Below are 21,598 nucleotides of genomic sequence, written 5' to 3'. Positions count from 1 at the left end.
TCAATACAGGGTGGTTGAACCACTAGTACGGTCGCACGACTGGCAACTCTTCGTTGTTCTTGAATGGTTTGGCTTCGATGACGATTTCATCCGGGAGCGGTGCCGCGATTTCAAATCGCACGGGCTTCGCGCTTCGACGATAAACCGGCTGCGACTGCGGTGCTCCGGCAATCGGAATGGAATCCCATCGTCCTGCCGTCGCGGTCGGGAACAATGTGCGAGCGCCTTTGTGATCGATTGCGGTCACACGCCAGGACCGTTCGCTGGGCCATAGTCGATCCGCAAACCGACGTTGTTCATGACGGTGCAGCGTGCGGACGGTTTCGCCGGAGAGTTCCTCCAGGTACACCGTCATTTCCCCGACCTGCGGAAACTGAAGCACCAAAGACATGGGCTGATCCGGTGATTCTCCGGTTTGAATCGGCGTCCCTGTTTCCGCGACTCGCGAGAAACGGGCTTGGAAGCCGTCGTTCGTCACAGCCAACATCGGACGAGTCAACAATTTATCGCCGATGCGGACAGCCATCCGGGCCTGATCGAGTTTCCAATCACGTGAGGCTTCGATGACCAAGTCGTCCAACCCGAACCGTCGTTCGAACCGAGCCCGCAACGACGACGTGAGATGAACCGTCGCTGACTTGGGAACCTGACCCGTTCCCAGTGTTCCAATCGCCCCGAGCAGAATCGGCACCGAAGCGGCTTCGACCGTTTCAGGGTGACTGAGTTGCTTGGCGAGCTTGGTGGTGTCCTTCGCGTTGGAGTACACGGACAACAAAGCCGTCCGGCTTTGCGACGATTCCAAGCCGACATCCAAGTTTCGCAAAATTGCGTCTTCCGCCGCATTGGTCTCGCCTTGCCGAGCGAGCAACATGCCACATTGCAGGTTGACTTCCCAAGCGTCGGTCGCTTGTCGCAGGGCCGCCCGCGCGGTATCAGGGGCACACGCGATCTCGAGATATTCCTGAATCATCGCCTGATTGCACAACGCCGCCGCCAGCATTTCGTCTCGTCGGAAATTATCGTCACCGAACGACGCCAATTGCTGATAGGTTTCCGCGGCGGCCGTCCATTGCCCAAGTTCCTGTTGAGTGCGTCCGACGTAATAGTAGTACGGTGGAAAACACTCCATAAAGCGTTCCATCCGCCCCAGGATTCGCAACCGCACCTCCGGTCGCTCCTCGTTGATGGCTTCGGCGAGTTGGTCAAGATCGTTGCCACGCACAAGCCAATGGTCAGGGATGTTCCGTTTGCGGGCGAGTTTCCAGAAGGTATCGAGAAACAGAAACGACTTGTCGGCGACGGCTTGCAAACGTTCTTTTTCGATCCGCCAGAGTTGCAATTCCCGATCGTGCGTGTGGGACCGGTAGTCCCACCAACTGCGGGCACCGGTCTGAAGGGCCGACTGATATTGAGCCGTCGCGAGTTGCGTGCTTAGTCCGAAGGCTGCGAGCGAAATGTCCCGCATGACAGCCCGGCGATGAGCGGTTTGGATGACCTGCCGTTCCTGCTCGGCAATCTGCACCTCGGAAATCTCACCGAGCACCGCCGTGTAGAGCCGAATCACTTCCGCGTCGGCAATACCGTTGAGGTTCAGGTTATTGAGAACCTTTTCCTGCTCCTCGAGCAACACTCGCTTGGACGGCGTCCGTTGTAGGCGGTGAAACGAGGCACGACAGTAATTGAGTGCCACCGCCGTTTTTCGGGCGGCTGCTGGATCAAGATCGATATGCTCACCCGCCCAACTTGCTGGTGCGATCATCGTCACCAGAAGAAGGTTGAGAACACCAAATCGATGGAGCTTGAAAAACTTGCGAATCATGGGGAGGCGCATTTCGTCACACGTTGGCCCTCGACATTCACAACCGCTTCCGTTCGGTTCGATGTCGGAAATTCGCATCGTCAACTGACGCGATCCAATATATTCACTTGATGGAAACTCTCGAACGGATTCCGTACCGCCACAACTGTGTCGTCTTGCGGACTTCTGCATCGGTGATGGCCACGAAACAACCTTTGTTTCCTGACCGCCATAAGACAGATCCCGCGACAATCGAAATCAAACACCCCTAGTTTATGAACTGCAAGGGATTGGAGTATCAAGAATCCGTTTGTTCCGCCGCGAGTTTCGGAACCTCGTTCTAATTGAGAGATCCGGAGAAGGTCGTTGGTCTACGTTGAGTTTGGGGATTAGTTCAGCTTTCCTAGGCTGCGACAAGTCCCACCCATCCGGAATGATTACGAAGGATCGACGGGAGTGTAATCTTCCAAGGAGGCATCGTTGAGTTCCTCGTTGAGACGGTCCACCATTTGCCGGAGACGTCCGACGCCGCGGCGATTGAACCGCAAACTCAGGCGGGGCAAATCGCGTAGGTGTTCGTCGTCGGCTTCCAATTCATGCATGGCGGTTTTCTCGATCTTTCCCGACTCCACAATATCCGAAAATTCCTCGTTCAATTCCTCAACTAGTTCATCGCTTGGCTCACGATGCAACCGCAGCACGAGGCGATCTTTGACGTATCGCATGCTGTTGTAAACGTCGTAAAATCCGATGATTTCATCGACGGCTTCCTGAGCGTTATCGGTTACTTTGTAAAGGGACAGGTCTTCCGGCGAGATGAGTCCATCCCCCAGAAGTTCATCGACGACAAACTCTTGCCAGCGTTTCCAATAGGTACCGCCGGGTTGATCCAGCATGACGATCGGCATGAGATCGCGTTTGCCGGTTTGTACGAGTGTCAGAACCTCAAACCCTTCATCTTGCGTGCCAAAACCGCCGGGACAAAGAACGATTCCGTGTACCTCTTTGACAAATAACAACTTACGCGTGAAAAAATATTTCAGGTGAACAAGTTTCTCATCATTGTGGATGATGTAATTTGCATCTTGTTCAAACGGGAGCATGATATTCACACCGATCGACATATCCCGACCGGCTCCGACGTGGGCCCCTTCCATGATCCCGCCGCCGGCCCCTGTGACGACCATCCAGCCTTGCTCCGCCATCAATCGCCCGTACTCGACGGATTGGTCGTACGCCGGATGCCCCTCTTTCAAGCGAGCCGATCCGAACACCGTGACTTTGCGTTGCCGACGCAACGGTGTAAACACCTTGAAGGCGTATCGCAACTCCCGCAACGCGCGACTCACGAGTTTCAAGTCGCCACGGGTGGCATCGTCCCGAAAGAACTTGTCCGCGGTTTCCTTGATTTCGTCGACCAGAACCGATTTTTGACGCAAATCGGGATCGTGCTCTGTTGGCAGAACATCGGATTCCGAAACGTTCGGTCGGATATGACGGGGTTTCTTGCTCATGATCATCCCTGGTAAGAACGCAGCCTTGGGAGGAGTCGTTAATCCGCGAGGGCTTCTAACGCCTCGTCGCGGGTACTGTAAATCGCCCAGAGGGTATCGAGTGCGGTAATTTGCAGAAGTTCGGCGGCTCGGTCACTCAGAGACGCGAGAACCAATTCGCCACCACGAGTTTTGACAAGCGTATGACACCGCAACAACAACTGGAGAAACGCCGACCCAAAATAGTTCACTTCCGCCAAATCGAAAATCACCATTGGGACGGCCAACCGCAATGTGGGTTGGAGGATCACTTCCGCCGCCGATGGAATCAGATCCCACGGCATGGATTCCACATTGCCCTTCGCTGCAACGACTAGCAGATTGCCATGCCATTCAAAGTGAAACGCATCACGGATTTCGTTCATTCGGTCGATTCCCATGCTGGTTTGAAGCGGTTCCACCGGTCTCTGCAGACGATGTCGCAAACCGCCAATTCTGCCAAGCGGCAAGGCGGTCATCCGTGGTGCGCATCTTAGCAAGTTCCGGTGGGCGGGTCGCGGGTGGCACAAGTTGTTCCAAACTGCCAAGAACCGCTCGGCGTACCGTGACATCGCGATCGGTCCAGCCTAGACGAATCAAATGCTCGATAAAACGTGCTTGTCCCGACTCCCCCATGGCTTGCACGACTTGTCGCCGAATTCGGCCATCCCGATGCCAACTGAGTCGGATCAATTCGTCGAGGCCCTGAGGATCGCCATGTCGACTCATCGCGATCGCCGCTGCCACTCGAACGGTCTCCTGACTGGAAGCCAGCAGAGGACGCAATCCCCCCGATCGAGCCGAATCAGCCTGCCCGACACCGTCCAACACACGACGATTCCGACACCGTCCGGCCGCATCAATAGCCGCCAGCTGGACCGCGAGGCTTTCGTCGGTCAGCAGGATCGGCAACCATTCACCATGCGAGGGGTTCGCGTGAGCCGATGCGTACTCACACGCCAACTGCCGAACTCCCGTGACTTCTTGATGAGCCGCGAGCCGAATGATGCGGTCGATATCGGGGTGACTATCACGCCAGATCGCCGCCAATGCGGAACGCCAAATCAACTCGTCGGTTTCTTTCGCGAGGTGCTCACCCAATCGACGTGCAACACGCGGACTAAGTGAGCGTTCGGCTCCATGCTCCGCCAACTCCCGAGCGGCTTGCCGACGAATCTTGAGGTCTTCCGATTGAAAATCCGCCAGGGTCCGATAGACCGGACTGATTTCCGGCAGCACTTCTTGCTCGATACGTTGAACACCGACCGAACTCGGATCCGAAGCGGCGAGAAATGCTTCGATGGCTGGAATATCAGCGGGCTTCGCTCGTCGCAATCGTTCGAAGGCGTCTTGATATTCCGATGCTCTGATATTGGTTTCCGGATCGGTGATGAGTTTCAAGTCGGCTTGCAGATCGTCAATGCGTTGCCAATCGGATTGGGTTTCCGTGGGTGTGGTTGTCATGGGGCCATCCAACCGGATGGGGAGGTTGTTTCGCGACGCCAATGCCTGAACCGCGTCAGCCCGTTCCGAAGCCGTGCCGAAAAACGGGAATGGTTCCGTCAAATCCGTTCGAGCGGCCAACTCGGTGTAGCATCGCCTCCGGGTTGTGGTGCTGCCGCGTTCCAATCCATGTAAAAGCAGAGGAATCGCCAACGAATCTGGCCAATCTCGAATGGCCATCAACGCGGCCCGCTGCACATCTCGACTGGCATCGGTCTGCAAACGCCACAACAAGTTCGCGGTTTGCAAATCGGGGAAGTCTGCCAGCGATTCCGCTACCGCAATCCGAACTTCCAATGAGGAATCGCCAATGAATTCCGAAATTGCCCGGACTCCCCACCGCGACAGCGCCCGGACGGCTCCCGCTCGAATCGTGGGTTCCGTCCGTTGGACTTGCTGTTGCAGCAACTCCAATGCTTCGGGGGTTTGCAGATGCCCTAAGTTCTCCATTGCGGCTTGCCGGACAAACGTGTCCGTGTCGTTCAATTGATTCTTCAAGACCTCAATGGCCCCGGGATGCCGTGTCAGTGCCAACCAAGTCCCCAAGTTCTTTCGCATGATGGGGTCGTCTTCAACGGTATGGGCACCGCGATCCGCCCATTCCAATAAGTTCTCCGGCCAAAGTGGCGCGGACCAATCCGTCTGATCAGAATGATGAGTTGCATAGATCAAACAAGCTTCGAGGGCGGTTTGCCGAACTTCCGGACGAACCGCACGTCCACCGGATTCCGACTGCAACCCCTTGTTGATTTCCGCAATCGCGACCGGCGGAACGAACCGCGAGAGCCCCCGCCAAAGTTCCAGACGGACGGCGACCGGGAGTTCAGAGTTCTCCTCCAAGAGTTTCGCAACTTGGGCCAAGTTGTCGACTGGATCACCCGGTTGTTCCCCCAGCACGCGACACCAAACCTCCGCCGCTGCGGCTCGAAACGATTCGGAATGGGTCGGCAACTCAACTGATTCGGGACCAAATGATCGCCACCAATCCGTCGGCGATGCAGGAGCAGACTCACCAGAAACCCATGTTTTCAAACGCTTTGCAAGGTGAACCGCATTCGCCGGATCGTGCTGAGACCAGAGCAAAGTCGCATTGTGCCCCACCTGGTCGGACCGGGAAGCGAGATGCGGAAGCTGAGCATACCAGGAATCCGGCAGACGCGGTTGGTCCTCAAATACACTTGCGGAGGGAGTGGTTTCCAATGAATCGCTCGTGGCATCCTCATCGGATGTGGTTAGCCCACTTGGCAAGCTCGATGACTCTGCTGTCAATGTTCGCAGTGTTTGTGGATCGAACACGAATTGCCAACGCCAGTCATCACTCCGCGAAATGGCTGACCAACTGGAATTCTGTGTCCAACGGTCGTCGGAAATCGCTTCAACCACAGCACTTGTGACCGATGAGCTGGTTGTCGCCGATGTGCTGGGCTTCCAAAGCGTTGTCCGTAACAGGCTCTGACTGCATCCGCTGCCCGCAAGCAACGCGCAGGCCGAAACCAAGATGAGTCGGCTGTGCATCTGCATGATGATGGAACCCGTGAGAATCTCCGCAGCCCCGGACTTTATCACGAACGTGGAGATCCGAGAAGTTCAAGTTCCATCACCATCGGCGATGCCGAGTATCTCCATGCGTCGATAGAGTTTAGGACGAGTGATTCCGAGTAAATCCGCGGCCTTTTTCTTATTAAATTTCGCGTATTCGAGAGCCAACTCGATCTGCTCGCGTTCGACTTTTTCCAGGTACGGTTCCAATGGTGATGGTTGCGGGGCGATGGGTGGGCCAACGGTTTGGGCGTCGTATCCGGTGCGGAATCGGAACGGGAGGTCGGTTTCTTCGACAAGCGGCCCCGTCGCGGCTTCCGCAGCTTCGGCAACAACCAATGCCATCTCTCGCATATTTCCCGGCCAATTGTACGACTCAAATCGCTCCAGCACTTCCGCCGAGAACCCGCCGAGTTGTTTGGCAGCCGATCGATTCCGTTCTTCCAGAAACGCTTGGGCGATTGTCGTGAGTTCGGCCGTTCGCTGCCGCAACGGCGGGACTTCAATATGAAACGCCGAAATCAAGAAGTAGAAGTCATCCCGCAGCACTTCCGTCGCCCGTAACGTCTCGATATTTTCGGTTGTCGATGTGATCAGTCGGACCTCTGAAAGCTGGCCTTCGCTTTCCGACTCGACAATGACTTCCTGAATATCTCGCGGAATGTCTTGGAGAGAATTCAAGAAGATCGTTCCGGGGTGCCGCATCGGCTGCGGTGATGACTGAGCTTCGGGATCTTGCTCGCGGGAAAGCCGTCGGAATGTGAGTTTGAGATCGATCGGCTCAATCCGCCGACAATCCAACGGCACGAACGCATTGCGGCTGAGTGGGCCAGAGTAGTGAATCAGACGGGCAATGTGCTCTTTGCCCGTGCCATTTTCGCCCGTGAGCAGAATGGGAGCGGAATTCTCGCGAGCGGCGAAAATTTGCCGCATCACACGATGCATCGCTGGGCTTTTTGCAATGATGGAGTCTTGTCCGTAACGGCTCCGCAGCGTGGCGCGAATCGATGCCAACTCCGCATGCAATTGGTGGGATGGCCTCGTCGGCAAAGCCTGCGGCGGATCGATCGCGGTGATCACCCCCAGAATGCAGTCGACGTCCGCCGCTTCGCCAAGCAAAGGGAAGAATTGCAACATTCGTGGTATCGAACCGCCCGTCTTCGGTTTCAAAAACACGGGCACGCTAACGATCGTGCCGGCGAACGTCTCGGGCGGCGGGCACAGCGTCCCAATGATGCTTTCCGGTTCCAAAGCGTCGGAGGAACTCGCGTAGTCGCAGCGACGCCCCAAAATTTCGTCCGCACTCCAACCGGTGAGTTGCTCGCAACCTCGGTTGAAGAACAGGATTTCCCGATCCGGACCGACCAGGAACAGCGGCGTGGCGACATCCGTCAACCGAGCATTTAGTCGAATTCGACGGGCTTTGGCCATGCGAACCGCCTCTACGCGTCTCCGTTTTGCAGAACGTCACTGATTCGTTGGACGGCTTCGGTGTTTCCGTAATCCGACTTGCCGAAACCCGGCCGTGCACCAGCAGCAACGGCCGCGTCTTGGGCTTCGGGAAAGTTGGAAACCAGCATCACCGGCGGAGCGTTGCCGTCCAATTTCTGGATGAACTCGACACCATCAGCCCCATTGCAATCGAACTTTCGATTGACCAGGATCAAGTCGAAGGATCGCTGTTCCAACGCGGAAAGGGCTTCGGGTTCGTCCGCAGCCGGTGTGACGGCGACGTCGAAGTGGGACCGCAAAAACTCCGTAATGCTGGCGTGATCGAAACCGCATTGTCCGACATTGAGCACTTGCTTGCTCATCGTGAATTTGCCTCAGTATTTTCTACTTAGATTCAGACGGTTTCTTGCTCCGCCCGAAAAACAATTGATCGATGCTAATGCGTCCCGGCCCGATGAAGATCAAGGCAACGGCAATCACGCCCAACGTCAGAGCGTATTCCATTCCGCCGTCTTTCAACGAGAACGCGCTGCCGTGAATGACGAACGATGCCACTCCCATCGTGGCCGCCACCATTAAGGCAGCCAAACGCGTGAACAGTCCGAATACCAACAAGATGCCTCCGCCGAATTCCGACCAAGCAGCTGCGTGAGCCGCCACTTTGGCTGGGATAAACTCCGGCAATTCGATTTTGGCTTCAACAACTTGTGTGAACTTTTCCATGCCCGGTCCGTCGAACTCACCAAGCACTTTTTGAGCACCATGGAAGATCATGACGGCTCCAAGAATCAGTCGGAGGAGCAGGAAGCCAAAGTCTTGTGAGATTGTAGTCTTCGATGGTGAGTCAGTCATTGGTTGATTTCCCTATCAAAAAGAAACGACCCTGAAAGCGTCTGGCTTCCAGGGGCGTTTAGTTTAGCGGGGCGATATCGTGGATGCCAGACCGACGGAATGCAACTTCGTCGGTCGGACCCTCGAAATCGTGATTACTCTTTCGTAGGAATCGAGAAGTTCACGAACAATGCGCCTCGGTCATCTGGCACGGTGTAGCCGCCCATCATGGGGAGGTAATCCTTGATGACAGAGAATTCGGGCAATTTTGTGAAATCGACCCCCGGGATTTGATCGCCGAGTTGACCGGATTTCGCGAATTCGTAGACCGATTCCAATTGCGAGTTACGACGTTGGAACGACAACATCGAGGTTTTTGCCGGGAAGTGTGCGGCGATTTTCTTGTACTCCGGCAATTCGGCGACCGGCTCAACCCGTTTGTCGCGGAGAATTTGTTCCAAGTCTTTGGCATCGGTCGAGAAGATGAACAAACCCTTGCTGACCGCAAACGATACCCCAGAGAAGTTCGCACCGGCAGCTCCGGCGGCTTGGGGATCGACCTTCAAATCGTAGATCGTTTCTCCATTGAAATCACGGGCTTCGATCGCATCGCCACCATTGTCGAGTAGCTTGCCGACCAAACCTTGCATCTTCTTTTCGTCTTTGAGAGTCAACGCGACGACGGTTTTCGGCATGCCTGGGGTTGGGGTTCCGATTGCGCTCGCAGCGGCTTCGCCGGTTCCGTAGTTCACGGTGTAGATCGGGCCGTCCATTTGGTCGATGATGTCGGTCTTGATGTTCACACCAACGCCACCTTCTTGCTCGGCGATTTCATCAATCTTCGCTCGCAAGCCACCTGGCTGCCGAAAGACGAAATTGTCGACCAACGTCTCAATCGACGTGTATGCCGCGGCGGCATCCCAGTTGGTGATGGTGAAACCATCGACATCCGCTGGAATCCAAGCGGGCGGTGCCAAGTCGGTTTCGGGGAAGCGGAACAAGTTCAGCAACCCGGCCACGGGTTGTTCGACGTGAAGCAGAGTCTTCGAGACTTCTTCGAACTCGCCGGCAGCAACGTAGCTCGCGCCGCCCATACCTTTGAGGTTGTTAACACCGAGAATCGGCAAGAACGCCGATGCAAACGCCACCTGTGGGTTTTCGGCAGCGGCGGCCCGCAGACCGGCTTGGAGACCGGACAGCGGGTCTGCAAACCATTTTACGCCTGGTTTTGCGTCTTCGTACTTGCACTTGGAAAGGATGTACTTGTAGCTGGAGTTCCCGGAGAACGTGTCTTCGTGCTGCCCATCCCAACGCACGAGGGATTCTTTCAGGACGTCCACAGTTGACCCGAACATTAGCGTCGAGTCTTTCACGCAGTAGGCGAGCTTTGGTTTGAAGGGTGTGTCAGACTCTTCGATTTGTGGGAAGCTGTAAACGACGATTTGCGTGCCTTCGAACTCGACGACATCACGTTCGGCGTCGGTTTGTTCCAGCTTTTCTTGAGCTTGGTTCAAGAGTTGATCGACGGCATCTTCCTTGTCGCCGAAATCCAGGAACGACACGATCCCCACTTCTTGCTTTGGTTTGGCGACGACAGCCATCGCAACTTCACCGGTAGGAATGCTTGCGAGTTGCTTGAGGGTCAACCCGACGTTTTGTTCCAACTCGTCCGACGCCCGCTCAACCTGAACACTCACATCTTCCCAGAAGTCGGCGAAACGCTCGTCTTCGTACAACTTGGCCATCGTTGTGTTTTGCCACTGAGCTTTGAACTCCGTGACGTTGGGGAAGCTGAAGAACAGCATCACATTCGATGGTAACTTCTGATCGACTGCGACCGCGTCGGCAGCCCGGACGGTTGACCCGCTACCGATCAGCAAGGCAAGCGAGGTGAAAACCGCGAAAACGCTACGTTTCATTCCATTCATCCAATTGAGAGTCATGCGAGAATCCATGTATCGAATTTCTATCGTCCTGCGGCCAGAATCGCAACATACGGACCGGCATTACCGATGTTACCTGGGGGAACGTGCCCAAGTTTCACATCTAACGCTCGTTCCGTCGTCATTCCTCAATTTTTTTCAGCGGCGGTTTTGAGAATTTCTTGCGACGCGGTCCCGGAAGATACCGAAATCCGCTGTTGGCGTTGTTCTTGTCGTAGGCGAATGCATCGCGATTGTTCAAGAAATGCTTCAAATAGGTGACCGGAATGGCAAACCCCAGCCCTTCGCCGAAGGTCAGTTTCATGTTCGTCACCCCAATGACTTCGCCACTGGCGTTGAATAGCGGTCCACCGCTGTTGCCCGGATTGATCTGTGCGGTGGTTTGAATGTAGACGATGCCCTCGAAACTCCGATTCCGCGTGCTCACAATCCCCTTGGAGACGCTGCGTTCCAAACCGAGCGGATTGCCGATGGCGAAAACTTCGTCACCTTCACGGAAGTCGGCTTCCGGGCTGAGAAAGACTTTCTGGAACTTTCGCCCCTTGGTTTCCGGAATTTGCAACAATGCCAAATCGAAGAACGGATTCAAGGCGATAATCTTCACATCGTCGATTCGCCGCCGAGTGAACTCACCGCTTTCATTTTTGTCGAAGAGAACCACAGCCAACTCGGTTTCCTGCTCGACGACGTGGTAGTTCGTCACGCAGTATCCCCGATCATTGACGATAAATCCGGAGCCCAGCCCACTGGGAGTCTGCACCAACACCACCCCTTCACCGAACTTCTCGGCCAATTCCTTAACGCTTCGCACCGGCAAGTCGGCGGTTGTGTAGATTCCGTCGGTGTTCTTGGCAGGTTCGACAGGACCGGCTCCCGGCGAGACTTTCTGCCGTGAGCGGATGCGATCTTTCGGGACACGGATGATGTCCACACCCAAATCGACATACACCGAGTCGGCCGTTTCCTTGAGAACTTCCCCCTCCACTTTTTGCCCGCTAGAGAGTTCAATTACATCCGCCCGACAGACCGACGGGACAAATACCGACCCGCCTATCACGAACAACACAGCGAGAAGACGACAAACCATAAAAGTGCTTTCCGGCAGGGAATAGAAATTTGGGATCGGCGAGTCCGAGAAATCATCCTCGATAGTCGGTGTGGCAAAGCGTGCAGGCTTGCCCCATTTGTGAGCGGGCCAGATCAAATTTGTCGAACTGCTCAGCCTGGATGGCTTCGTTCATGTCTTGACTCGATTTCACGAGCATGTCCACGAACTCATCGAAACCGGGATCGCCTTCGTACCCGAAACCTTCGCGGTTGAGAATCTTCGTGACTGCTCCCAGAACCATGGCTTCGTGCTGAAGTTTCTCCGCGTTGGTTTTCATCGCGTCTTCGGTCCCGCCGTTGACGCTGATGAACTTGGACGCCACTTCCAAACGTTTCATCAATTCCCCGAAATCCGTGGTGTCCGGAATCGGTTCGTCGGCGGCGGCTTCTTCCAAGCCAGGGGGAACGCTGCCGTTCATGATATCGAGGAAGTTATCGAACTGCTCTCGCAGAGGACGATAAGACCCCGCCCCCGTGCGGAGTTGGTCCGCGTTCATGGTCTTCGCGAGTTGTTGAATGTAGCCGGCTTTATCTTTCCAGCGGAAGTCTTCCGGATGCTCCTTCGCCACTCCCGCCATCACCGCCAACGTCGCCAAATGCGGTGGCAACGCCAAGTAATTTCGATTGTAGGTACCGACATTTTGCAAGTCGGTGTTCAGCCGATTGCGGATATCCGTGACTTCTTTGTCGAGCGCGGCAGCTGTGATGATACTTTTCCAACCCGTGCTGCCACCGGCGGCTGGTTCTTCGGTTTCCGTTTCGGCCGGCATCGGATTCGGTTGAGCAGGGGCCATCGCGCCGTTGTTCCCGCCTGCTGGTAAACTGGCACCTGGAACCACCTGCGTGTTCGATGCCACCGCGAGCGGGTCGTCGTACCAAACGTCGAGCGGAACATCCCCGATCCATTTCTGCCCGTTTCGGACCTGAACCAAAACGCTATCACTCTCGGTCGATTCACTGGCAACCGGTTCCGATGTGGATTCTCCCGCCGGTTCTTCCGTAGAACCGCCTTGCTCGGCGTTCGTGTTCGTCGTGGTCGGAGCCGTCCCCCCGCCGCAACCGACGGCAAGCATCGTCAGGATGAGCAAGTAAGCAGGGAGTCGAAACGTATCTTTTTGCATGGCCATTAGCTTGGTCACCCATTGAAAATGCACCGTGAGGACGGAATTCCGTCCACAACCCTTCGGCTTTCATTATGATTAGCAGATTCCAGTGAAGCAAGTCGCGATTGGACCGTCGGAGCAACATCATTGAGAGGATTGCACTCGATAAATTAGGGCGAGTTTGGTGATTTTACCGAAGAAATCGATTCTTCGGCGTCGATGATTGATGTGAGATCATAAAGTCCGACGACCGTATCTCGGTGAAACCAAACCAAAATGCAATGGCGATCGTGCGATTCGAAACGCTGGTGGAATGTCCTGCCCCTGTTGGGGTTGGTCGTTCTAATGGCGTCGGAATCGCCCGCGATGGACGGGTTCGGGGTGACAATTGTTCCCCGGAATTCCAGTCCGCAAACAGGATTACCGACTGCCTCTACGAGGCCAACGCAACCACGGAATTCCGGTTCGCTGATCGTCGTTCCGGGAAAGTCGCCAAACCGAGGCTCCACGAACAATCTCCGCGTAGATTCCAAATCCGGTTGGCATCGAGCGAAATCGGTGGAATTCCTATCGCGGCCGCCGCAATTGCCATCAAAACGACAGCAACCTGTCGTCAACGCGACCGCTCCTCGGCCGCAACGGACCGTCGTGCCAGCGAACAATAACCAGGACCGTACGGAGTCAAACTTCGTGCATCCTGTGGCGGGAACCGAACCGGTACCGGAAACGGAATACGATGGTCGGTTCCCCAGACCGCGACCAGAGTTGGCTCCGCCACCGCAACCGATTGCTCCCAGACGCCCAATGTTGCCAAACCGGGGTCGTCAGAATCCCCCACGCGGCCCGGAGATGCCACGTCGATTGCCACCTGGCCCGCCGACCGTGAATGTTCCACCGCCGGCAACGGATCAACCGCGGCGAATCCCGGTGGGAACGGAGAACACATCGACCGGGCAATTGCAGGTCGACATCAAAGGCGATCGCATCACACTCACTGCGAATGAAGCCCCACTCGACGTCGTGTTGTCGATGATTGCCCGTCAACATGGGTTAAGCATTGTCGGAAGCGGCACGGCGGGGCGATTGGTGACGGTTGGGTTATCCGATGCTCCTTTAGAAGATGCATTGACGGCACTTCTCGGCGTGAATGGTTTCACATGGACGAAACGTGGAAACATCCTGATGGTTGCTCCACTCACGAAGGAATCCGTCGTACCGGCTGCCGTGCAGGGGCGAGAAGTTCGTGTGTTCGCGTTGAGTTATGCGTCGGCGTCGGACATTGACAGCGTGGTGCAGGGGTTGCTCTCGCCGATTGGTCGCAGTGTGGCCGTCGAGTCCGACTCCAAAGACAAACGCCGAACCCGCGAGCAAGTCATTGTCGAAGACATGCCCGATTCGATCGAGCGAATCGCCAAATACGTGGCTCAAGCGGATCAACCACCCAAGCAGGTCCTCATTGAAGCTCAGGTCTTGCGTGTCGATCTGACTAAAGAGTGTCGACACGGTGTGGACTTTGAACAACTCACGAATTTGGCGAACGCGGATATCACCTTGAAATCGGCCGGGTTTGCCAATGCGGCGGCAAGTCCCGCGTTGTTGTTGGGAATCAATGGGACCGAAATGGAAGCCCTGATCGAAGCCATCACACTCACCACCGACGCCAAAACGCTGGCTCGCCCCAAAGTGTTGGCAGTGAACGGACAAGAGGCACGCGTTCAAATCGGTGAGCAGCTTGGGTATTTCGTGACGACCACGACCCAAACGAGTACTCTCCAGAACGTCGAATTCCTGGATGTCGGACTCGTGCTCAACGTCACGCCGATCATCGGTGAAGATGGCCAAGTCCTGATGACGGTCAAGCCGGAGGTATCCAGCGGCACAGTGAACCCCGCCACTGGATTACCCGAAGAGGAAACGACCGAAGTCGAAACAACCGTGCTTCTCGGCGACGGTCAAGGAATGATTATTGGGGGACTGATCCAAGAACAAGATGTCGACACCCAATCGAAAATCCCGCTGCTGGGGGATTTGTGGGCGGTCGGCAAGCTCTTCCAACGTACGAACGTCACTCGTCAACGCAGCGAGATCATCGTCGCACTCACACCACGAGTCGTCCCCTACGATGGTTGCAACCAGGTTCGGGAGCAACTCAATCTCATGCGGGTGAACACGCCTCTTGTCGAAGGACCACTCAAACCGGTTGATCGTCGCGCCTTCGAAGCCGAACTGCCCGACGCGATCGACAACCCACGGTACTGTGACCCAAGTCGAATCCCTGATTTCTTCACGAACCGTCCCGGCGAAAAACCACTAACGCCCAACTACTACTTCCCTACACGGGATGAACGCCAACCCGTGATGCCGCAACCTCTGCCAAGTTTTCCTGCCAGCGAATCAACGGGACAAATTCCGCTGAATCCGTAAATCACGACAGTTTGAATTTTTTTCAAAATCGATCCCAAACGTGAGCTAAGGTTGAGAGACATTTACGTTTCTCACGGGATTCGATTCATGCCGAACCAACTAGAATTGCCGGACGAACTTAGCTTCCTGCTCGAAAAACGAGAGGGGCACGATCGCCGCAAAATGGACCGCCGTCGCAAACGTTCGATCGCCGAACAAAAGGCCAATGCACCGGAACGCGAACGACGAACCGGTCGCGAACGCCGTCGCAAGTCCCGACGAAATCAAGGCTAACTTCGACTGCAGCTCTCACTCCGTGACTTCAAGCCAAGCTCTTTGAATGCCGCTTGAAGTTGCTCACGTGCCGCCCGCGTTTCGGAACCGTTCTGATCTTGAGAAATCGGATATCGTTCTTGCAGATCGGTTTGGAGATCGTAGAGTCGGCCGTCGTTGTAGAGTTTCCATCGAGCCGTCCGAACCCATCGCAGTCCGCTGCTGGTGCCATCAGGTTCGACGCCGCCCGGTTTTGGAAGAACGGCTTCTTCGGCATACGCCCATTGTCGTGGAGATGGCCCGGTCCCTAGCAATCGTGAGGCGAAACTCACGCCGTCGATTTCGCGATCCTGCGGGAGTTTGCCCCCCGAGAGTTCGATGAACGTCGGCAGATAATCACTCATATCGACTAAATCGTCGATGATCTGCCCCGGGCGAATTGTTCCCGGCCAGTTGGCGATCAGCGGCACATTGGTGCCATCGTCGGTCAGCTTCTTTTTGCCACCCGGCACGAGTAGGCCGTTCTGCTTGGACACGACAGACTCGCGAATCAGTTTCTTGCCGTCCGCTCGGATGATGATTTCCGGTGGTGTTCCGTTGTCGGCGGTAAAGACGACAAGGGTCTTCTCCCGCAGCCCAAAAGCATTCAAAGCGACCACCAATCGACCAACATTTCGGTCCATCTCCGCCACCATTTCTGCATAGTTGTCGTATCGTCCAAATGGACCATGCGGGACTGGTGTTTCGAGATCGTCCGTGACTTCGTGACACACCGCCATCGAGTAGTAAGCCAAAAACGGTCGCTCGCGGTTGGTCTTCATGAACTCGATCAGCCCGCGAACGTAGAGATCCGGGCCATAGTGCCCGATAGTATCTTCACGAACTTGGCCATCGTGGTAGATCATGGGTTCGTAGAACCTCGGACCTTCATGCCAACCGAACAAATCAGAGTGCTGAAACCCCAACCGACGTGGATGCAACGGATCGTCCCGCAACAAACAGAGTTGCCATTTTCCTGCGATGTATGTTGCGTAACCGTTCTCCGTCATTCGGTTCGACCAAGTCGTCGATTCCTCGGTCTTGGGGAAATCGCCCCAGGTGACTTGGCCGTGTCGAAACGGATATTTCCCTGTCATCAAGGTCAATCGCGTTGGGTGACACACCGGCATACTAAACCCGTGACGAAACATCATGCCAGTGCGTGCGAGTTCATCGAGATGCGGCGTGGCATAAGATTGCCCGCCGTAACAACCCAGAACTTCCTGTCCAACATCGTCGGCCAGGATGAAAAGAATATTCGGCCGCTCGGCGGAAAATGCGGAGCCACCAAAACAGACCGACACAGCAATTAGCAAGATAAATCGCGTGAGCATAGAAAGCGCATTCTTAAGTCAATTGGTGAGGTTGTGCCCGGCGACGCCGGAGTGAAGACTTCACACAAAAAAAGGAGCCATGCTCGATTGAGCATGGCTCCTAAACTAACGGAGTTCTATCAATAGTTTCAACTGGCGGGTTACTCGCCCGAGTTTTCGCCTTCACCAGCCCCGACGGCTACCGGTTCTTCGGTAGGTTCGTTGGAACCGACGAAGTCGAGTTGCTTTTGCTCGCCAACTTCTTTGACGGTCACGGTGATCAAGTTATCGTCGTCGAATGAACCACGCAGCAACTCTTCACTGAGCGGGTCTTCGATGTAGCGTTCGACACTGCGTCGCAGCGGTCGAGCACCATAGTCGAGTTGTTGACCGCCTTCGTCGCCGCGATCGATCAAGAATTCTTTCGCTTCATCGGTCAGTTCGAGACGCACGCCTCGCTGTTCGGCGAGTCGTTCGCGAACTTTGCTGAGTTCGATTTCCACGATCTCTTTCAGTTCGTCACGGGTCAGTTTACGGAACACAACGACTTCGTCCAAACGCCCCAGGAACTCGGGACGGAAAGCATTTTGCAACTCGTGCATCACGCCTTCTTTCATTTTGCCGTAGGAAGAATCCTGATCGGCTTTCTGGAACCCGAATGCCGTTCCGTGTGCAGTCGCGGACGAACCCACGTTGGTGGTCATGATCAACACGACGTTCTTGAAGTCCACCTTACGACCGAAACTGTCGGTCAAATGCCCTTCTTCCATGATTTGAAGAAGCATGTTGTAAACTTCGTGGTGAGCTTTCTCGATTTCGTCGAGCAAGACCACCGCATAAGGACGCCGACGGATTTTCTCCGTGAGCTGCCCACCTTCTTCGTAGCCCACGTATCCGGGAGGTGCCCCGATCAGTCGGCTGACGTTGTGCTTCTCTTGGTATTCACTCATGTCGATTTGGATGAGGGCCTCTTCCTCACCGAACATGAATTCCGCCAGCGTTTTCGCGAGCAACGTTTTCCCGACCCCGGTTGGACCGGAGAACAAGAACGCACCCGTGGGCCGTTTGGGATCTTTCAGACCCGACCGTGCTCGCCGGACCGCTTTCGCCACCTGAGTGATGGCTTCGTCTTGGCTAATCACGCGTTTGTGGAGTTCTTTCTCCATTTGGAGCAGCCGAACGGTGTCTTCGCTGGAGAGTCGCATCAGTGGGATGCCGGTCATTCGGGCAACCACTTCGGCGACGACTTCCGCATCGACCACGCCATCGGTTTCTTTGCTCTTTTCCCGCCAATCGCGAGTGAGCTTTTCTTTCTTCTTCTTCAGTTTGTCGGCTTGATCCCGAAGCGACGCGGCCTTCTCGAAATCTTGATTGGCAACCGCTTCTTCTTTGGATTGGTTCAGCCGTTCGATGTCTTCATCGAGTTCCTTCAAATCGGGAGGCCGCACCATGCTCTTGAGCCGAATGCGGGCACCGGCTTCGTCGATGACGTCAATCGCCTTGTCCGGCAAACACCGAGCGGTAATGTACCGCGTCGAAAGTTCGACAGCTTTCTCCAAAGCATCGTCGGTGATCTGCACTCGGTGGTGTGCTTCATACCGATCCCGCAAGCCTTTGAGAATCTGCACAGTTTGATCAGCGGACGGTGGCTCGACAACGACATTTTGGAAACGTCGCTCGAGAGCACTGTCTTTCTCGATGTATTTACGATACTCGTCGAGTGTGGTCGCACCGATGCACTGCAACTCCCCCCGAGACAATGCCGGCTTGAGCACGTTGGAAGCGTCGATTGCCCCTTCCGCACCACCAGCACCAACCAAGGTGTGCAATTCGTCGATGAACAGAATCACGTTCTTCGCCCGACGAACTTCGTTCATCACGGCTTTGATGCGTTCTTCAAATTGGCCACGGTATTTTGTACCGGCGACCATCATGGCGAGGTCAAGCACAACGATTCGGCGATCGCGGAGCAAGTCCGGAACTTCGCCGTTAACGACCATCTGAGCGAAGCCTTCGACGATGGCGGTCTTCCCGACACCGGCTTCCCCGAGCAACACGGGGTTGTTCTTCTGACGACGGCAGAGAATCTGAATGACTCGCTCGATCTCATCCGACCGACCGATGACGGGGTCGAGTTTCGTTTGCCGAGCCAGTTCGGTCAGGTCACGGCCGAAACTATCGAGAGCTGGGGTCTTGCTCTTGCTGCTCTTACCGGACGAACTGGAACCGGCCCGCTCGCTGACACCTTCGCCACCTTCATTATGGCCGAGCAGGTTTAGCACTTCGTCGCGAACATCTTCAAGCTTAAGTCCAAGATTCATCAGGACTTGTGCCGCAACGCCTTCTTGCTCTCGCAACAGGCCGAGCAGCAAATGCTCGGTGCCGACGTAGTTGTGATTCAGATTGCGAGCTTCTTCCATCGCATATTCGATGACTTTCTTCGCTCGCGGAGTTTGTGGCAATTTGCCCATCGTGACCATATCCGGCCCCGATTGGACAATTTTTTCCACTTCCAGACGGATTTTCCGTAGATCGACGTCCAAATTTTTCAGTACATTGGCGGCAACCCCGGAGCCCTCTTTCACAAGCCCCAGCAGGATGTGCTCAGTACCGATATATTCATGGTTGAACCGTTGGGCCTCCTGATTGGCCAACTGCATGACCTTCCGCGCCCGGTCCGTAAATCGTTCATACATTGAATTTCTCCCTCATAATCCCCCCAACCGCGTGGCATCGGTCGTCATGGAAATAAAACCGACATCGTGAAACCGCCGCTGCATCCTCCATGAGCGTCTCTCCGAATTCCAAATTGATTGACGGGGTGATCTGTCGTTCGATTGGGAACTCGAATTCATGGACAACATACCATCTTTATTCATACGCCACGAAGAACGACCTCGTGGGAAGTTTTTCGGTTTCCCGACCAACTTCGTGATTGACTCCCCGCCTTCGTCAGATTGGAACTGTTTGGAAAAGATGACGGGGTTGCTAATTTCTACTGAAGAATTGTGTGAAACCGGGTAGACAACAAAAACTGTAAAAAGTAGTCACCTGATCGCTAATCGTGCTGAATTTTAGTCGTCCACCGGGAATGTGGCAAGATACTCCTATAGTGAGAGAGACACCCCCAGTCTGGAATTTGAGGAATCGGAGCGGATTTTGTGAGAATCTCTTGGACAGCCGGTGCACTGCGAGCCTTCGAGCGGGCTCGGGAATCGTCGGCTTCGCGAAATCATGACACCATCGAACCCACCGACTTACTCTGGGCATTATGGTGTGAAGAGACCCGCGCAGCGGAAATCCTGGGACAATGGGCGATCGAGAAACAGCAGATTCGCGACATTTGTGGAATCGAAACCGAATGCGTCCCTTCGCTAGAAGATGCCCGTGGAGATTTTCCGCCCCCCAGTTCTGACCTGCTTGCGGTTCGGCAGGCGGCATCGGAGTTGCTTGCCAAGGTTGGTGGCTCGACGGAGATCGGCACCGAGTTTTTGCTGTGGGGTCTTTTCGAGGTGGACTCAACGGTCTCGACAGCCCTGCGAGATTGGGGAATCACGGCCGCGGAACTAACGAAGTCTATTTGCCGTAGCTCGGGAATCACCACCGAACCGATCGCCGTCGATTTTGAACTCGAATCCGCTTCGGTCGAAGAATCGGAACCGACACCTCTCATCACAAAGGAGACCGATGACGGAATCGAACGTCTACTCGATGCCGCCGCGAATCGGGCTCGCGAAGGATTGCGTGTCGTCGAGGACGCTGTTCGATTCCTGTTCAACGATCGTTCCCTAACCGAACGATTGAAGGCGTGGCGTCACGATTTGCGAACAGCGTGCGGCGAATTGGATTCGGATCGCATGCTGGCATCACGCAATACCACAGGCGATGTCGGCACAACTGTGCAAACAACTGCCGAATTCCACCGCCAATCGGTCCGCGACATTGTCACCGCGAACTTCAAACGCACGCAGGAAGCATTGCGATCGCTTGAAGAGTTCGGCAAACTGCGATCCGCGAAGCTCGGTCATCAATTCGAGCAATTGCGGTATCGACTCTACACGTTGGAGAAGGATGTGCTGCAAACGGTCCCGCTAACTTCCGGCAGCGTTCCCAACCGGCTTCGGGATCGGCACCTCTATGTCTTGCTCACCGAAGCGGCTTGCCAACCGCATTCGTGGGAGGAGGTCATTGAAGCCCTTTCGCAAAGTGATCTTGCTCGGCAGACGATTGTGCAAATTCGGGAAAAGTCGATGTCCGATCGCGATCTCCTGGACTATGCCCGCCGTGTTCGTCAGTTGACCCAGGAGCGGGACATGCTGCTGATCATGAATGACCGACCGGATTTGGCCGTGCTGTGTGATGCCGACGGTGTGCATGTCGGACAGGAAGAACTGAGTGTGCAAGAGACGCGACGAATTCTTGGCCCGAACCGCTTGGTAGGCGTCTCCACGCACACGATTGAACAAGCTCGGATCGCAGTCAACGACGGTGCCGACTACATCGGTGTTGGACCTGTATTCACATCGAAGACCAAAAGCTTCTCGGCATTTGCGGGGTTGGAGTTTGTTCGTCAGGTCACCGCCGAGATCAACATTCCCTGGTATCCCATTGGTGGCATCGGTCTGGACAACATTGGGGCCGTGATCGAGGCGGGAGCCCGGAGCGTCGCGGTTTGCAACGGAATTTGCGGCGTGAACGATCCCGCGGAAACCGCCACACAGATCCTTCATCAATTGACGCAAACCGAATCGGAGTAGCTTGC

The 21,598-nt window shown here is 55.3% G+C and carries 15 protein-coding genes; 3 read left to right on the top strand and 12 right to left on the bottom strand.

Annotated elements, in window-relative coordinates; all coding sequences use genetic code 11:
• Positions 1–22 precede the first annotated feature (22 nt).
• From G6R38_RS08225 to G6R38_RS08180, 10 genes are all read right to left on the bottom strand, one after another.
• The gene (locus G6R38_RS08225; protein ID WP_166822693.1) at positions 23–1,819 is read right to left on the bottom strand and encodes a tetratricopeptide repeat protein; all 1,797 of its coding nucleotides are present in this window, start codon (positions 1,817–1,819) and stop codon (positions 23–25) included.
• A 416-nt stretch (positions 1,820–2,235) separates the two neighbouring features.
• Entirely contained in the window at positions 2,236–3,312 is a 1,077-nt protein-coding gene (locus G6R38_RS08220; RefSeq protein WP_166822690.1) for an LOG family protein, read from the bottom strand.
• Positions 3,313–3,350: 38 nt separating this feature from the next.
• Complete coding sequence (locus G6R38_RS08215) at positions 3,351–3,716, bottom strand: STAS domain-containing protein (RefSeq protein ID WP_166822686.1); 366 nt, start codon at positions 3,714–3,716, stop codon at positions 3,351–3,353.
• Positions 3,700–6,399, bottom strand: coding sequence for a HEAT repeat domain-containing protein (locus G6R38_RS08210; protein ID WP_166822683.1), 2,700 nt, complete (start codon positions 6,397–6,399; stop codon positions 3,700–3,702). Before G6R38_RS08210 ends, G6R38_RS08215 begins: the two co-directional genes overlap by 17 nt.
• Positions 6,400–6,420: 21 nt before the next feature.
• Positions 6,421–7,803, bottom strand: a complete 1,383-nt coding sequence (locus G6R38_RS08205; protein WP_166822680.1) for a sigma 54-interacting transcriptional regulator — start codon at positions 7,801–7,803, stop codon at positions 6,421–6,423.
• A gap of 11 nt (positions 7,804–7,814) precedes the next feature.
• Positions 7,815–8,186, bottom strand: a complete 372-nt coding sequence (locus G6R38_RS08200; protein ID WP_166822677.1) for a response regulator transcription factor — start codon at positions 8,184–8,186, stop codon at positions 7,815–7,817.
• A gap of 22 nt (positions 8,187–8,208) precedes the next feature.
• Positions 8,209–8,676, bottom strand: a complete 468-nt coding sequence (locus G6R38_RS08195) for a DoxX family protein (RefSeq protein WP_166822674.1) — start codon at positions 8,674–8,676, stop codon at positions 8,209–8,211.
• Positions 8,677–8,810: 134 nt separating this feature from the next.
• Positions 8,811–10,574 carry a hypothetical protein gene (locus G6R38_RS08190; protein WP_166822671.1) on the bottom strand — a complete coding sequence of 588 codons (1,764 nt, stop codon included), beginning with the start codon at positions 10,572–10,574 and terminating at the stop codon, positions 8,811–8,813.
• A 145-nt stretch (positions 10,575–10,719) separates the two neighbouring features.
• Positions 10,720–11,685, bottom strand: a complete 966-nt coding sequence (locus tag G6R38_RS08185) for a S1C family serine protease (RefSeq protein WP_166822667.1) — start codon at positions 11,683–11,685, stop codon at positions 10,720–10,722.
• 52 nt (positions 11,686–11,737) lie between these two features.
• Positions 11,738–12,859 carry a hypothetical protein gene (locus G6R38_RS08180; protein WP_206028504.1) on the bottom strand — a complete coding sequence of 374 codons (1,122 nt, stop codon included), beginning with the start codon at positions 12,857–12,859 and terminating at the stop codon, positions 11,738–11,740.
• A gap of 225 nt (positions 12,860–13,084) precedes the next feature.
• Between G6R38_RS08180 and G6R38_RS08175 the strand changes: the two genes are divergently transcribed.
• Together G6R38_RS08175 and G6R38_RS08170 are read left to right on the top strand one after the other, a co-directional pair.
• Complete coding sequence (locus G6R38_RS08175) at positions 13,085–15,232, top strand: type II secretion system protein GspD (RefSeq protein WP_166822661.1); 2,148 nt, start codon at positions 13,085–13,087, stop codon at positions 15,230–15,232.
• Positions 15,233–15,319: 87 nt separating this feature from the next.
• On the top strand, positions 15,320–15,505 hold the full coding sequence (locus tag G6R38_RS08170) for a hypothetical protein (RefSeq protein WP_166822658.1): 186 nt from the start codon (positions 15,320–15,322) through the stop codon (positions 15,503–15,505).
• Here the strand turns inward: G6R38_RS08170 and G6R38_RS08165 are convergent.
• Both G6R38_RS08165 and G6R38_RS08160 read right to left on the bottom strand, forming a co-directional pair.
• The gene (locus G6R38_RS08165) at positions 15,502–16,857 is read right to left on the bottom strand and encodes a sulfatase-like hydrolase/transferase (RefSeq protein WP_166822655.1); all 1,356 of its coding nucleotides are present in this window, start codon (positions 16,855–16,857) and stop codon (positions 15,502–15,504) included. The genes G6R38_RS08170 and G6R38_RS08165 overlap by 4 nt on opposite strands.
• Before the next feature lie 140 nt (positions 16,858–16,997).
• Positions 16,998–19,532 (bottom strand): ATP-dependent Clp protease ATP-binding subunit, encoded by a 2,535-nt coding sequence (locus G6R38_RS08160; RefSeq protein WP_166822651.1) that lies wholly within the window; start codon positions 19,530–19,532, stop codon positions 16,998–17,000.
• 465 nt (positions 19,533–19,997) lie between these two features.
• On the opposite strand from G6R38_RS08160, the gene G6R38_RS08155 reads away from it, so the two are divergent.
• On the top strand, positions 19,998–21,593 hold the full coding sequence (locus G6R38_RS08155; RefSeq protein ID WP_206028503.1) for a thiamine phosphate synthase: 1,596 nt from the start codon (positions 19,998–20,000) through the stop codon (positions 21,591–21,593).
• The last annotated feature ends 5 nt before the right edge of the window (positions 21,594–21,598 follow it).

Source organism: Thalassoroseus pseudoceratinae, from assembly GCF_011634775.1.
Classification (GTDB): Bacteria; Planctomycetota; Planctomycetia; order Planctomycetales; family Planctomycetaceae; genus Thalassoroseus; species Thalassoroseus pseudoceratinae.
The sequence above is the reverse complement of the archived record's forward strand: the minus strand, read 5'-3'. Positions and strand labels throughout refer to the sequence as shown.